The 13,692-nt window shown below is 67.1% G+C and carries 13 protein-coding genes; 9 read left to right on the top strand and 4 right to left on the bottom strand.

The genetic code is table 11. From position 1 onward, the window contains the following. The first annotated feature begins 90 nt into the window (after nt 1-90). Nucleotides 91-2,175: a putative bifunctional diguanylate cyclase/phosphodiesterase gene (locus tag ACFPO9_RS10575; protein ID WP_379770344.1), complete on the top strand. Its 2,085-nt coding sequence runs from the start codon at nt 91-93 to the stop codon at nt 2,173-2,175. 1 nt (nt 2,176) lies between these two features. Here ACFPO9_RS10575 and ACFPO9_RS10570 read toward each other — a convergent pair whose 3' ends face one another. Then, nucleotides 2,177-3,853: an electron transfer flavoprotein-ubiquinone oxidoreductase gene (locus ACFPO9_RS10570; protein ID WP_379770342.1), complete on the bottom strand. Its 1,677-nt coding sequence runs from the start codon at nt 3,851-3,853 to the stop codon at nt 2,177-2,179. 223 nt (nt 3,854-4,076) lie between these two features. Here ACFPO9_RS10570 and ACFPO9_RS10565 point away from each other — a divergent pair, with 223 nt between their 5' ends. The 4 genes from ACFPO9_RS10565 (at nt 4,077) to ACFPO9_RS10550 (ending at nt 6,608) form a co-directional block, all read left to right on the top strand. Beyond that, a complete protein-coding gene (locus ACFPO9_RS10565; protein WP_379771016.1) occupies nt 4,077-4,817 on the top strand; it encodes an SDR family oxidoreductase in 741 nt (246 codons plus the stop codon). Further along, the gene (locus tag ACFPO9_RS10560; RefSeq protein ID WP_379770339.1) at nt 4,814-5,560 is read left to right on the top strand and encodes an alpha/beta fold hydrolase; all 747 of its coding nucleotides are present in this window, start codon (nt 4,814-4,816) and stop codon (nt 5,558-5,560) included. Before ACFPO9_RS10565 ends, ACFPO9_RS10560 begins: the two co-directional genes overlap by 4 nt. A 71-nt stretch (nt 5,561-5,631) precedes the next feature. Further along, a complete protein-coding gene (locus ACFPO9_RS10555; RefSeq protein ID WP_379770337.1) occupies nt 5,632-6,039 on the top strand; it encodes an acyl-CoA thioesterase in 408 nt (135 codons plus the stop codon). 71 nt (nt 6,040-6,110) lie between these two features. Then, nucleotides 6,111-6,608, top strand: a complete 498-nt coding sequence (locus tag ACFPO9_RS10550) for a hypothetical protein (RefSeq protein WP_379770335.1) — start codon at nt 6,111-6,113, stop codon at nt 6,606-6,608. A gap of 4 nt (nt 6,609-6,612) precedes the next feature. On the opposite strand, the gene ACFPO9_RS10545 is transcribed toward ACFPO9_RS10550, so the two are convergent. Further along, a complete protein-coding gene (locus ACFPO9_RS10545) occupies nt 6,613-7,173 on the bottom strand; it encodes a LuxR C-terminal-related transcriptional regulator (protein ID WP_379770332.1) in 561 nt (186 codons plus the stop codon). 97 nt (nt 7,174-7,270) lie between these two features. Here ACFPO9_RS10545 and ACFPO9_RS10540 point away from each other — a divergent pair, with 97 nt between their 5' ends. Together ACFPO9_RS10540 and ACFPO9_RS10535 are read left to right on the top strand one after the other, a co-directional pair. After that, a complete protein-coding gene (locus tag ACFPO9_RS10540) occupies nt 7,271-7,969 on the top strand; it encodes a CoA transferase subunit A (protein ID WP_379770330.1) in 699 nt (232 codons plus the stop codon). Between the two features lie 18 nt (nt 7,970-7,987). Then, entirely contained in the window at nt 7,988-8,638 is a 651-nt protein-coding gene (locus tag ACFPO9_RS10535; protein ID WP_379770328.1) for a CoA transferase subunit B, read from the top strand. 43 nt (nt 8,639-8,681) lie between these two features. Here the strand turns inward: ACFPO9_RS10535 and ACFPO9_RS10530 are convergent, their stop codons facing one another. Further along, the gene (locus ACFPO9_RS10530) at nt 8,682-9,956 is read right to left on the bottom strand and encodes a TonB family protein (protein WP_379770326.1); all 1,275 of its coding nucleotides are present in this window, start codon (nt 9,954-9,956) and stop codon (nt 8,682-8,684) included. After that, nucleotides 9,953-10,339, bottom strand: coding sequence for a BlaI/MecI/CopY family transcriptional regulator (locus tag ACFPO9_RS10525; protein ID WP_379770324.1), 387 nt, complete (start codon nt 10,337-10,339; stop codon nt 9,953-9,955). The genes ACFPO9_RS10530 and ACFPO9_RS10525 overlap by 4 nt, the downstream gene beginning before the upstream one ends. A gap of 149 nt (nt 10,340-10,488) precedes the next feature. Here ACFPO9_RS10525 and ACFPO9_RS10520 point away from each other — a divergent pair, with 149 nt between their 5' ends. Both ACFPO9_RS10520 and ACFPO9_RS10515 read left to right on the top strand, forming a co-directional pair. Then, nucleotides 10,489-12,867, top strand: a complete 2,379-nt coding sequence (locus ACFPO9_RS10520) for an ABC transporter permease (RefSeq protein WP_379770322.1) — start codon at nt 10,489-10,491, stop codon at nt 12,865-12,867. Nucleotides 12,868-12,888: 21 nt separating this feature from the next. Then, entirely contained in the window at nt 12,889-13,689 is an 801-nt protein-coding gene (locus ACFPO9_RS10515) for an SIMPL domain-containing protein (protein ID WP_379770319.1), read from the top strand. Nucleotides 13,690-13,692 lie beyond the last annotated feature (3 nt).

Below are 13,692 nucleotides of genomic sequence, written 5' to 3'. Positions count from 1 at the left end.
GGATCGACAAGGTCTTTGCGCCATGCTAGGCTTTTCTAAAAAGCAATAGAATCCGGGCAACTCAACCAAGCCAAGCGAGGTGAGATGGACATGGACGTGCAACAGCTCGACAGCGGCGTCAGCCCCGAGCGCCTGCGCCACGAGCAGGAGCAGGCGCATTTCAACGAACTCTACCTGCTGGCCCCGGTCGGCTATTTCGTGGTGGCCTTCGACGGCCGCATCCTGCAGGCGAACGTGGCCGGCGCCCAGCTGATCGGCGTGCCGCGCGGCACGGCCGGCGGGCACCGCTTCCGCGATTTCGTGCGGCGCAACTGGCGCGAAGAGTTCGACATCTTCTTCGAAGCCGCCATCAACAGCCGCGCGCCGCGCCGCCAGCGCATCGAGATGACCTGCGCCGACCATGGCGCGCCCGGCCCGGTGGTGCTGCTGGCCAGCGCCGACGGCAGCGGCCAGGCCTGCCGCATCGTGGTCGAGCCTGTCGACGGCAAGCTGGCTGCGCTCGAACGCTCCGAGGAACGCTTCCGCCGCATCGTCCACTGCGCCGACGAAGGCATCTGGGAGATCGACGCGCTCGGCTTCATCACCTTCGTCAATCCGAAGATGGCGGCCCTGCTGGGCTGCGAGATCGAGGGTCTGCTCGAGCAGCCGCTGGTACGCTTCATGGACGAGGAGGGACGCGCGCGCTTCGAGACCCACGACGTGCGGCGCCAGCATGCGCGCGGCGAGCGCGTCGAACTCAAGTTCATCCGCAGCGACGGCAGCGAACTCTGGACCAGCGCCGCCACCACGCCCATCTTCGACGTCGCCGGGAATTATGTCGGCACGCTGGCCCTGGTGACCGACATCACGCGCCAGCGCGCCTCGGCCGAGCGGATCTGGCACCAGGCGAACTTCGACGAGCTGACCGGCCTGCCGAACCGCCACATGTTCCGCGACCGCCTGGCCCAGGAGATGCGCAAGGCCGACCGCGGCGCCACCTTCGTGGCCCTGCTGTACATCGACCTCGATCACTTCAAGGAAGTCAACGACCGCCTCGGCCACGCCGTCGGCGACACCCTGCTGGCCGAGGCCGCGCGCCGCGTGAAGGCCTGCGTGCGCGCCACCGACACCCTGGCGCGGCTGGGCGGCGACGAGTTCACCGTGATCCTGTCCGGGCTGGAGCGGGTCGGCAGCGTCGACCGCATCGCCCAGTCCATCGTCGATGCGCTGGCGCGGCCGTTCGACTTAGCAGGAGAATTAGCCGAGATCTCGGCCTCGGTCGGCATCGCCCTGTATCCGGCCGATGCGCGCGAGCTGCCGGACCTGCTGTCGCACGCCGACCAGGCCATGTACGCATCGAAGAACGCCGGCCGCAACCGCTACAGCTACTTCACCCAGGACCTGCAGGAAGCGGCGCTGGCGCGCCAGGTGATCGCAAGCGACCTGCGCGAGGCCATCGCCCAGCAGCAGTTCGAGATCCTGTACCAGCCCATCGTCTCGCTGCGCACGGGGGCCGTGCACAAGGCCGAGGCCCTGCTGCGCTGGCGCCATCCGACCCGCGGCCTGCTGGCCCCGGCCCAGTTCATCCCGTTCGCGGAATCGAGCGGCATGATCGTCGAGATCGGCGATTGGGTATTCCGCGAGGCGGCGCGCCAGGTCCAGTGCTGGCAGCGCAGCATCGCCGCGGATTTCCAGGTGAGCGTGAACAAGTCGCCGGTGCAGTTCCGGCGCGACGGCGGCCAGTACCAGGGCTGGCTCGACTACCTGCGCGAGATGGCGCTGCCGCCGCAAAGCATCGTGGTCGAGATCAGCGAAGGCGCGCTGCAGGGCGGCGCCGATGCGCTACTGGGGCGGCTGGCGCAATACCGCATGCTGGGCCTGCAGGTGGCGCTGGACCACTTCGGCACCGGCTACGCTTCGCTGTCGCATTTAAAACGCTACGACATCGACTTCGTGAAGATCGACCCCTCGCTGGCGCAGACGCTGGACGGCGAGGGCGGGGAGCTGGCGCTGTACGAGGCGATCGTCGCCATGGCGCACAAGCTGGGGCTGAAGGTGGTGGCGGAGGGGGTGGAGACGGCGGCGCAGCGCGCGCTGCTGGCGGATGCCGGCTGCGATTATGCGCAGGGTTACATGTTCGGGCATCCGATGACGGCGCAGGCGCTGGAAAAGCTCGCCCTGCGCCGCACCGGCTGAATTACATATTCGGGTAATTCGGCCCGCCGCCGCCCTCCGGCGTGACCCACACGATGTTCTGCGTCGGGTCCTTGATGTCGCAGGTCTTGCAGTGCACGCAGTTCTGCGCGTTGATCTGCAGGCGGTCCTTGCCTTCGTCCGTCTTCACGAACTCGTACACGCCCGCCGGGCAGTAGCGCTGTTCCGGGCCGGCGTACTTCGGCAGGTTGATCTCGGTCGGGATGGCCGGGTTCTTCAGCGTCAGGTGCACCGGCTGGTCTTCCGCGTGGTTGGTGTTCGAGATGAACACCGAGGACAGGCGGTCGAAGGTCAGCTTGCCGTCCGGCTTCGGGTACACGATGGGCTTGAACTCGGACGCCGGGCGCAGGCATTCGTGGTCGGCGTGCTTGTGGTGCAGGGTCCAGGGCGCCTTGCCCTTGAACAGGATCTGGTCGATGCCGGTCATCAGCGTGCCCAGGTAGAGGCCCTTGCTCATCCACGGCTTGAAGTTGCGCGCCACGTGCAGTTCTTCGTGCAGCCAGGATTGCTCGAAGGCGGCCGGGAAGCTCGCCAGCTCGTCGTGCTGGCGGCCTTCGCCGAGTGCGGCAAAGGCGGCGTCGGCGGCCAGCATGCCGGTCTTGATGGCGGCGTGGCTGCCCTTGATGCGGCTGACGTTCAGGAAGCCGGCGTCGTCGCCGACCAGGGCGCCGCCCGGGAACACGGTCTTCGGCAGCGACTGCAGGCCGCCAGCGGTGATCGCGCGCGCGCCGTAGGAGATGCGCTTGCCGCCTTCGAAGAACTTGCGGATTTCCGGGTGCGTCTTATAACGCTGGAATTCCTCGTAGGGCGACAGGTAGGGGTTCTGGTAGGCCAGGCCGACCACGAAACCGACCGCGACCAGGTTGTTCTCGAGGTGGTACATGAAGGAGCCGCCGTAGGTGCTGGAATCCAGCGGCCAGCCGGCGGTGTGGACCACCAGGCCCGGCTTGTGCAGGGCTGGGTCGATCTCCCACAGCTCCTTGATGCCGATGCCGTAGGTCTGCGGGTCCTTGCCCTTGTCCAGCGCATACCTGGCGATCAGCTGCTTGCCCAGGTGGCCGCGGCAGCCTTCGGCGAACAGCGTGTATTTCGCGTGCAGTTCCATGCCCAGCTGGAACGCGTCGGTCGGCTCGCCGTGGCGGTTCACACCCATGTTGCCGGTGGCGACACCCTTGACGGAACCGTCGTCGTTGTACAGGACTTCGGCGGCCGGGAAGCCGGGGAAGATTTCCACGCCCAGCGCTTCGGCCTGCTGGCCCAGCCAGCGCACCACGTTGGCCAGCGAGATCACGTAGTTGCCGTGATTGGTCAGGGCCTTCGGCACCATGAAGTTCGGGGTCTGATAGGCCTTGGTCTCGGTCAGGAACAGCACGCGGTCTTCGGTGACGGCGGTATTCAAGGGGGCGCCGAGTTCCTTCCAGTTCGGGAACAGTTCGTCCAGCGCGCGCGGATCCATGACCGCGCCCGACAGGATGTGCGCACCCAGCTCGCCGCCTTTTTCGAGAACGCAGACCGAGACCTCGCGGCCTTGCTCCGCCGCCAGCTGCTTCAGGCGGATCGCGCTCGATAAGCCAGCGGGGCCACCACCGACGATGACGACGTCGTATTCCATCGCTTCGCGCGGACCGTATTGTTCGATGAGGGAGTTGGGCTGAGTCATGTTTTAGTTGTGTTAGAAAATTTAAGCACGAGTGTGCACTTTTTTGCTCATGATTGCAACGCAGCGCGCTATTGTAGGGCAGATATTAGATGCGGCAATCTAATCGCGGCGAAATGGGTGAAGTATGTAATCATTATGTCGTCGCAACAGAATATAGTTCGGTGAGACTGAGTAAGGGAGCGAAAACGTGGGCATAGAAGTCAATTTCGAAGGCAAGATCGCAATGGTGACAGGCGCGTCCAGCGGACTCGGCGCGCGCTTCGCGAAGGCCCTGGCCGGGGCCGGGGCGCAGGTGGTGCTGGCCTCGCGCCGCATCGAGCGCCTGAAGGAATTGCGCGCGGAGATCGAAGCGGATGGCGGCGCCGCCCACGTGGTGGCGCTGGACGTCACCGACCTCGCCAGCATCAAGGCGGCGATCGCCCATGCCGAGACCGAGGCGGGCCCGATCGACATCCTCGTCAACAACTCGGGCGTGTCGACCACCCAGCGCCTGCTGGACGTCACCGAGGACGACTACAACTACATCATGGACACCAACCTGCGCGGCGCCTTCTTCATGGCCCAGCAGTGCGCCAAGCGCATGATCCAGCGCGCCAAGGGCGATCCGAAAAAGCAGCACCGCATCGTCAACATCGCCTCGGTGGCGGGCTTGCGCGTGCTGCCGCAGATCGGCGTCTACTGCATGAGCAAGGCCGGCGTGATCCAGATGACCAAGGCCATGGCGGTCGAGTGGGGCCGCTACGGCATCAACGTCAACGCCATCTGCCCCGGCTACATCGCCACCGAGATGAACGAGGATTACTTCGATACCGAGCAGGGCAAGAAGCTGATCGAGATGCTGCCGCGCCGCCGCATCGGCAAGCCGGAAGACCTCGACGGCCTGCTCCTGCTGCTGGCGGCCGAGGAAGCCCACTTCATCAACGGCACCATCATCACCGCCGACGATGGCATGACCGCTCAATGAGCGCGCTGGTCATGGTCCACGGGCTGCTGGGTTCCGGCAGCTACTACGACCCGAAAGCGTATCTGCCCGGACTGGACCTGCGCACGCCGGACCTGCTCGGCTATGGCGCGAAGCGCAGCGTGGACCTGGGCATCGACCTCCTTGCGCAGGCCGAGGAAGTCGCGCGCGTGCTGCGCGAGGAAGTCGGCGAGCCGGCCTGGCTGCTCGGCCACAGTGTCGGCGGCGCGGTCATGATGCTGGCGGCGGAACAGGCGCCGGAGCTGGTGCGCGGATTGATCAGCGTGGAAGGCAATTTCACCTTGAAGGATGCGTTCTGGTGCTCGCGCATCGCGGCCATGCCGGAGGCCGACTGGGCCTTCGAGTACGGCGCCATGGAGGACGATCCGGCGGGCTGGCTGGAGCGGACCGGCATCGAAGCCAGCGACGAGCGCATCGCCATGGCGCGCGAGATCCTGGAAAACCAGCCCTATACGACCATCCAGGCGATGGCGCGCTCTGTGCTGGAGGTGACCGGCTCGCCTTCGTATCTGGAGGGCGTGCGGCGCGTGCTGGGCAGCGGCGTGCCGCTCTACCTGCTGGGCGGCGAGCTGTCCGCAGCCGGCTGGGACATCCCCGAATGGGTGTTGGCGCTGGCCGCGCGGAGCATGGTGCAGCCGAAGGCCGGGCACCTGATGATGCTCGAGGATCCGGCGGCCTTCTGCGGCATCGTCGATGGCATCGTACGGGGGCATTCTCCCGGCTGAGAGCATACAATGCCTGTTTTTTTCAACAGAAGCAGGCAACGATGAACATCGAGAAGTCAAACCGGAAGTTAATGCACACCATGCGCCAGGCCATCCGCTGGGGCGACATGGACGTGCTCGGCCACGTCAACAACACCATCTATTTCCGCTACATGGAAACCGGCCGCATCGCCTTCCTGGAAGACCTGAACGGCAAGTTCGACGCCAAAGGGCAGGGCCCGGTGATCGTCACCGCCTACTGCACCTTCATCAAGCAGCTCAAGTATCCCGGCGAGATCGAGGTCCGCACCTATGCCGGCGCGCCGGGGCGATCGAGCTTCGAGGTCACGCACGAGATCAGCCTGGTGGACGGGGATGGCAAGGCCGAGACCGTGTATGCCCATGGCGGCGGTAAGGTCGTGTGGATCGATTTCCAGGCCGAGAAATCGGTGGCGCTGCCGGAACGCATCCGCAGCCAGCTACCGGCCGTGGAGGCTTGAAACAATTCGCGGATTTTCAGGCTGCCCGGCTCGGGTAGCATGGCGTGTCACGACAACGAGGGACAACGCCGATGATGAAATCCGTCTTGCTTGCCGCGCTCCTGCTCGGCGCATCTCCGCTGGCCTTGGCCGAGGCCCAGCTGCTCCTGGGCCATGTCCAGCGCCTGACGCTGGAGCCTTCGGGCATGCCGAACTGCCCGCTCATCTGTCCGCAGATGGTGATCGAACGTGCCGACGGATCGCGGGCCGTGTGCATGTCGCGCAACGGCGCCTGCGAGACCATGGACTTCAAGGTCGACCAGGTTCTGGCGGGCGAATCCGACGCGGCGCGGCAATTCAAGGCGCGCAGCGGTGAATTCGGGCCTTTCTTCGCGGCAGTCCGCGGGCCGGTCCTGGTCATCGAAGAAGAGGGCAGGGTCGGCTGGGCGGCCGTCATCGAACGCGATGGCAAGCAAGTCATCGATCCCAGGCGGCTATGGAAATTCAAGGGTGCGGCAGCGTCCAGGCCGGGCGACGCCGATCTCGTCGATCTCGATGAAGTGCTGGCGCGCCTGGGCGTAAAACGCTGAGCCGCTAGCGCGCCACCCCCACCAGCTTGTGCACCAGCTCCGACGAAGTCGAGGCCGAAAACTTCTTCATCAGCCTGGCCCGGTGCATCTCCACCGTGCGCGGCGACAGGTCGGTCTCGCGCGCGATCACCTTGCTGGTCTTGCCCTCGACCAGCAGGGCCGCGATCTCGCGTTCGCGCGGGGTCAGCGCGGCCGTCACCGGGCGCTTCTCGCTCACATCCTCGAAGGTCCAGACGCCGGCGCCCAGCGGTTCTTTCGCATCGAGCGCGCGGCCGGTCACGTGGCACCAGAACAGTTCGCCGCTGGCGCGGCGCATGATGCGCTCGTCGGAGTAGCGGCCTTTCGCATTCATGATGGGCACGATGCGGTCGCCGGTGCGCAGGAACTCGTCCTCGGTGGGGTAGAGCACCTCGAAGGACTTGCCGTCCAGGTGGGCGCAGTCGTAGCCGAACATGTCCGCCAGCGCGTGGTTGCAGGCCTGGATGATGCGGTTGACGGAGATGCACATGCCGACCGGCGCATGCTGGAAAATCATCTCGTAATCGATGGCGTATGATGCGCTCATTTATGGGGCGGTATTTCTACGGTATTGTGCTTTGCAGGGCGCTATTCTATTCTCGAATTCTACTCTGCTGTACAGATCACTTACTAAAGGGACGGGTATGAATAAAGTTTATCCAGATGCGCGGTCCGCACTCGAAGGCGTCGTCCAGGACGGCCAGACCATCGCCGTGGGCGGCTTCGGCCTGTGCGGTATTCCGGAGGCGCTGATCGGCGCGCTGCGCGATTCCGGCGTCAAGGACCTGACCGCCATCTCGAACAATGCCGGCGTCGACGACTTCGGCCTCGGCCAGCTGCTCGCCACGCGCCAGATCAAGAAGATGATCGCGTCCTACGTCGGCGAGAACAAGGAGTTCGCGCGCCAGTACCTGGCCGGCGAGCTCGAGCTGGAATTCACGCCCCAGGGCACGCTGGCCGAGAAGCTGCGCGCCGGCGGCGCCGGCATCCCGGCCTTCTTCACCAAGACCGGCTACGGCACCATCGTCGCCGACGGCAAGGAGACCCGCGAATTCGACGGCGACATGTATGTGATGGAACGCGCGCTGAACCCGGACGTCGCCCTGGTCAAGGCCTGGAAGGCCGACCGCGCAGGCAACCTGGTGTTCCGCAAGACTTCGCGCAACTTCAACCCGAACGTCGCCACCGCCGGCAAGATCTGCATCGTCGAGGTGGAACAGCTGGTCGAGACCGGCGAGATCGATCCGGACCAGGTGCACCTGCCGAGCATCTTCGTGCACCGCATCGTTCACAACCCGACGCCGGAAAAGCGCATCGAACAGCGCACCGTGCGCGCAGCCTAAGACCAGGAGACAGACGACATGGCATGGACTCGTGATGAAATGGCCGCGCGCGCGGCAAAGGAACTGCAGGACGGTTTCTATGTGAACCTGGGCATCGGCCTGCCGACCCTGGTGGCGAACTACGTCCCGAAGGACGTCGAAGTCTTCCTGCAGTCGGAAAACGGCTTGCTGGGCATCGGCCCCTTCCCGCTTGATGCGGAAGTCGACGCCGACCTGATCAACGCCGGCAAGCAGACCGTGACGGCGCTGCCGGGCGCCGCCTACTTCAGCTCGGCCGATTCCTTCGGCATGATCCGCGGCGGCAAGATCAACCTGGCGATCCTGGGCGCGATGCAGGTCTCGGAAAAGGGTGACCTGGCCAATTGGATGATCCCGGGCAAAATGGTCAAGGGCATGGGCGGCGCGATGGACCTGGTGGCCGGCGTCAAGCGCGTGGTGGTGCTGATGGAGCACGTCGCCACCGCCAAGGACGGCTCGACCAGCCACAAGATCCTCAAGAAGTGCGACCTGCCGCTGACCGGCGTGGGCGTGGTCGACCGCATCATCACCGACCTGGGCGTGATCGACGTCACCGACACCGGCCTCAAGCTGGTCGAGCTGGCGCCGGGCGTAACCAAGGAGCAGGTGGTCGAAGCGACTACCGCCGAGCTGGACGTCTCCACGCTCTAAGCAAGCGCGATCCGAGAAAAGCCGCCGTGACAGGCGGCTTTTCTTATTCCAGCGTCCAGACGTATTGGACAGGCACCACGGTCCGGACCGGCACGCCCTTGTCGAGCGCCGGACGGAACTTGCATAGGGCCAGGGCGCCGCGCGCGGCCTCGTCCAGGCCAGCGTGGCCGCTCGACTTCTTGATGAAAGCCTCGAGGACCTTGCCGTGCTCGTCGAGCATGAAGCCGAGCGTCGTCGTGCCTACATGCCCCGCGGCGAGGTCGGCTTTCGGATACTCCGGCTTGCGGCAGCTGCCGAAATCGACGACTGCCTGCCGCTTGACGCCAGCGGGATGCACGGGCGACGTAACACGGCTCACCGGCGCGTGCGCGCTGGCGGCGCAGACCACGGCCAGCCCCAGCACCGGGATCGCCGCCTTCCAGTTCAGGGCCTGCACGCTTGGCTGCAGCAGGCGGCGGATGCGGCCCATCAGGTCGCCGCCGTTCGCGGCTTGCGCCAGGTGGTGGCTGGAAAACTGCAGCTTTTCCAGTTCCGACAGGGCCAGCGCCAGGCGGCGCGGTTCGCCCAGGTGGCGGGCGGCGAAGTCGTCGGCGATCTGCTCGCGCTCGGCGCGGATGCGGCGCGACAGCCACCACACGGCCGGGTGGTAGAACAGCAGGGTCTCGATCACGTTCTGCAGCAGGTTGACCAGGTAGTCGTGGCGGCGTACGTGGCCGAGCTCGTGGGCCAGCAGGGCCTCGAGCAGATGCGGCGGCATGCCGGCGACCAGGCTGGCCGGCACCAGCACCACGGGGCGCCACCAGCCGGCGGTGATCGGGCTGGCCAGGCCGTCGACCACGCGCAGCCGTACTTCGCGGCCGAGGCCGCAGCGTTCGGCCAGGCGCGACAGGCGCGCCTGCCAGGCCGGATCGCGGGCCTGGATGCGCGCGGCGCGGCCGATCCACAGCAGGCCGACCGCCATGCGCAGGCTCAGCGCACCGGCACAGCCCGCCCACAAGGCCACGATCCAGCCGAGATTGCGGCCCAGCCAGGGCAGCATCCCGGATGCATCCTGCACGGCTGCCATGGCGCCGCCGGCGCTACGGAACAGCTTGCCGCTCTCGGCGCCCGTGCCGGACTGCAGCAGCAGCGCCAGGTCGACGGCCGGCCAGGCCAGGCAGAGCAGCAGGCCGGCACAGGCCACCGCATAGCGCGTTTCAGGCCGCGCATTGCGCAGGGCCGTCAGCAGCACGGCCACGATGCAGCCGAGCAGGGCGCCCTGCCAGACGAAATGGACCAGGGTCCAGCCGAGTGCGGCGATCAGGGCCGGGGCGCTCATTGCTTGTCCTCGCCCTTCAGCAGTTCTTCGATTTCCTCCCGCTCCTTTTTCGAGATGCCGCTCTTGAGCGCGGCCAGCACCAGGGCCTTGGCCGAACCGGAAAAGGCGCGCTGCACCAGGTCCTTCAGCAGCTTGGTCTGCAGTGATTCCTGGGCCTGGGCCGGTGCATACACGTGAGACCGTTCGCTCTCGTCACGGATCAGCAAACCCTTGGCATGCATGATCTGCATCAGGCGCAGCACGGTGGCGTAAGTCACGTCGGGGCGGGTTTTGAGAATTTCGTCGTGGACCTGGCGCGCCGTGCCCGAGCCCAGCGGCCACAGCACCTGCAGCAGGTCGAGTTCGGCCGGGGTCGGCTTGGAAGGGGCGGGGGATTTGGCCATGACGGTTCCTCGTAAAGCTGGATATGCGCACGCGTAGACTAGCCCTTCTAGATTGCCCTGTCTACAAAAATATTTATCGAATTGCTATTGCTTGAACGGGCGCGACCGGCATAGCATAGACATCATTGTCTACATCTTCGAGGATGCCGATGAAGTTACGAAACATGCGCCTCGCATGGCGCCTGCTGGCCCGCGAGCCCGTCTATTCCGCCGTCGCGGTACTGGGCCTGGCGGTGGCGCTGGCCGCCTGCTTCCTGTTGTTCGGGCTGGTCCGCTATGCCTGGACCTACAACGACGCCATCGCCGGCGCCGACGGCATCTATGTGGTCAAGGAGCGCCGCAACCTCTTCCCGCGCGCGAGCTGGGGGCCGAGCGGCCCGGCGCCGCTGGCGGGGAGGGCGGTCGCGGCCGGGCTGGCGAGCGCGGCGACCAGCGCCCGGTCGCAGCAGGTCGGCGCACGGGTCCAGGAGCGTTTCGTGCAGCTCAAGGTGTCCGTGGTGGACGCGAACTACCTGAACTTCTTCGGCCTGCGGGCCATCGCCGGCGACGCCGACGCCGCGCTGGCCCGCCCCGACGCCCTGGTGCTGGGCCGCGGCGAAGCCGAGCGCCTGTTCGGCACGCTTGACGCGCTCGGCAAGGTGCTGACGATCGCCGGCAAACCCTTCGTCGTGCGCGCCATCGTCGACGAACTGCCGGCGAATACCAGTCCGGCCTTCGGCGCACTGCTCGGCAAGGGCGGGCACAGCTGGGATCCGGCGCCCAAGTCCACTCAGGACGCCTGGTCCCGGCGCGAGAGCCTCTACCTGCGGCCGGCCCCGGGCGTCACGGCAGCGCAACTGCAGGCGGCGCTGGAAAACACGGTGGCCGCCGAGCGCGACGCCAGCCTGCCGGCATCGCTCAAGGAGGGGCGGCCGAAGCCCTTGACGAATATCGGCGTGACGCCGCTATCGAACATCTATTTCGATGAGGACCTGGCGGCCGGCGGCAGCGCCGCAGGCAACGGCAACCCGGCGGCGATCGGCGGCCTGGCCCTGCTCGGCCTGCTGATCCTGGTGCTGGCCGCCACCAATTACGTGAACCTGGCGGCGGTGCGGACCGCCGCGCGCCGGCGCGAGATCGCGGTGCGCAAGACGCTCGGCATCTCCGGCGCCGGCCTGGCCGGCCAGTTCGCGGCCGAGGCGCTGCTGGTGGGCGCCGGCTCGACCCTGCTCGGCGCGCTGCTGGCCTGGCTGAGCATGCCCCTGTTTTCCGAGCTGGTCGCGGTGCCCCTGGCTGCCGCCTTCGGGCCAGGGGCCTGGGCTCTCATGGCCGCGATCGGCATCGGGACCGGCTTGCTGTCCGGCCTGTATCCGGCCTGGCTGGCGGCGCGCGTGCCGGCCAGCGCGGCGCTCGGCGGGCGCGACGGCGAGACCCTGGAAGGCATGCGCCTGCGCCGCATCCTGACGGTGGCGCAGTTCGCGGCCGCGATCGGGCTGGTGGCCGCCAGCCTGTCCGTGTGGTGGCAGGCGCACTATGCGAGCCAGGCCGATCCGGGTTTCGATCCCGCGTCCCAGCTGGTGCTGCAGCTGCCGGGCCAGCGCGGCGAGCGCCTGGGGGCCGCGGCGCATGCCTTCCAGGCCGAGCTGGCGCGCCTGCCCGTGGTCGAGGGCGTGACTGCGATGTCGGAAGCGGTCGGGCACGACGATGTCACGATCACCCTTGGCGTGAGGATGCGCGATGGCAGCACCGTCCCCATCGAGGGCAAGGAGGTCGGCGCCAACTTCTTCCAGGTTTTCGGCCTGCACCCGCTGGCCGGCCGGCTGTTTTCGCGCGAGGGCGAGGAGGGCGTGGTGCTGAATGCGCGCGCCGCCTATGCGCTCGGCTTCGCCACGCCGGAAGCGGCGGTCGGCCAGATCGTCGACAAGGACAAGCGGGTGGTCGGCATCGCCCCGGACCTGCGCTTCACTACCTTGCGCGAGAAGCCCGGGCCGATCATGTACCTGCAGAACGAGGGCGGTGGCGTGCTGACGGTGCGCGTGCACGGCCCGCTGCCGGAAGCGCGCGCCGCCCTCGAAGCGCTGTGGATGCGCCACTTCCCGAACGACGCCCCGAATGTCGAAAGCGCGGCCGGCGTCTTCGCCGCGAATTACGCCGACGACCTGCGCCAGGCCAGGCTGCTGGCCCTGGCCAGCGTGGTGGCGACCGCGCTGGCCTGCTTCGGCATCTACGTATTGTCGAGCTACACGATCCGCCGTCGCGCCCGCGAATTCGTGCTGCGCAAGCTGCATGGCGCCACGCCGCGCCACATCGGCCTGCTCGTCGCGCGCGAATGGCTGGCGCTCCTGGCCGCGGGTGCGCTGCTGGCGCTGGCGCCGGCCTGGCTGTGGACCGAGCGCTACCTGGCCGGCTTCGTCGAGCGCGCGCCGATGGGCTGGTGGCCGCTGGTGCTGGCCTGCCTTGGTGTCGGCGCGGTGGCGCTGGCCGGCTGCGTGCGCCAGGCGGTGGCGGCGATGCGGATGCCGCCGGCCCTGGCCTTGCGCGATCAATGATTTCTCACTGATGGAGTATTCATGCTGAAACTGAAGCCTTTGCTGCCTATCCTCGTCGCGGGTTTCCTCGCCGCTGCCGTGCTGGCCTTGCCGGCGGCCCCCGCCGCGGCCTCGACCATTCCCGACTATCCCTTCGTGCACGTGATCGGCAACTCGTTCAGGGTCGAAATGCCGGACATCGCCGCGCTCGACTTCCAGATCATCGCGGCGGACGCCGATCCGGCTGCCGCGCGCGCCGTGATCGAAGCCAGGGTGGCCGAGGTCCGCGCCCTGATGCAGGAACTGAGCGTCGACCCGGAGGACATGGTGGTGAGCGATGTGCGCCAGGGCGTGCGCAAGGAACGCGCTCCGGATGGCGCGGCGCTGTACGAACTGAGCGCCGCCGTGAAGATCAACGTGCGCAATGTCGCCAACTGGCCGCGCCTCGCGGGCGGCGTGCTGGGCAAGCCGAATGTGGACAGTTTCGCCGCGGACTTCGATCTCAGCACGATGGACAAGGTCAACGATGAACTCGTCACCGAGGCGGTCATGGACGCGCGCCGCCGTGCCGAAGTGATGGCCGCGGCTTCCGGGCGCCGCCTCGGTCCGGCCATGGCGATGACGACCGATGCGCTCAAGAAGCTCGGCACCCGCCTCGGCCTGGAGCGCGAAGAGTTCAAGGCGCCGCGTGGCGGCCGCCGCACCGGCAACCAGCGCGCGGACGAGATCGACCGCGACACCTTCCTGGCGGTGCAGGCGCTCAAGCTCGGTCAGTCGGTGGACGTCGTGTACCGTCTCGAGAACGCGGCGCCGGCAAAGCTGCGTCCGGCGCACAAGCCCTGAGCG

The organism is Massilia aerilata (assembly GCF_042656905.1).
Taxonomy (GTDB): Bacteria; Pseudomonadota; Gammaproteobacteria; order Burkholderiales; family Burkholderiaceae_D; genus Telluria; species Telluria aerilata.
This window is presented reverse-complemented; position numbering and strand designations above follow the sequence as displayed.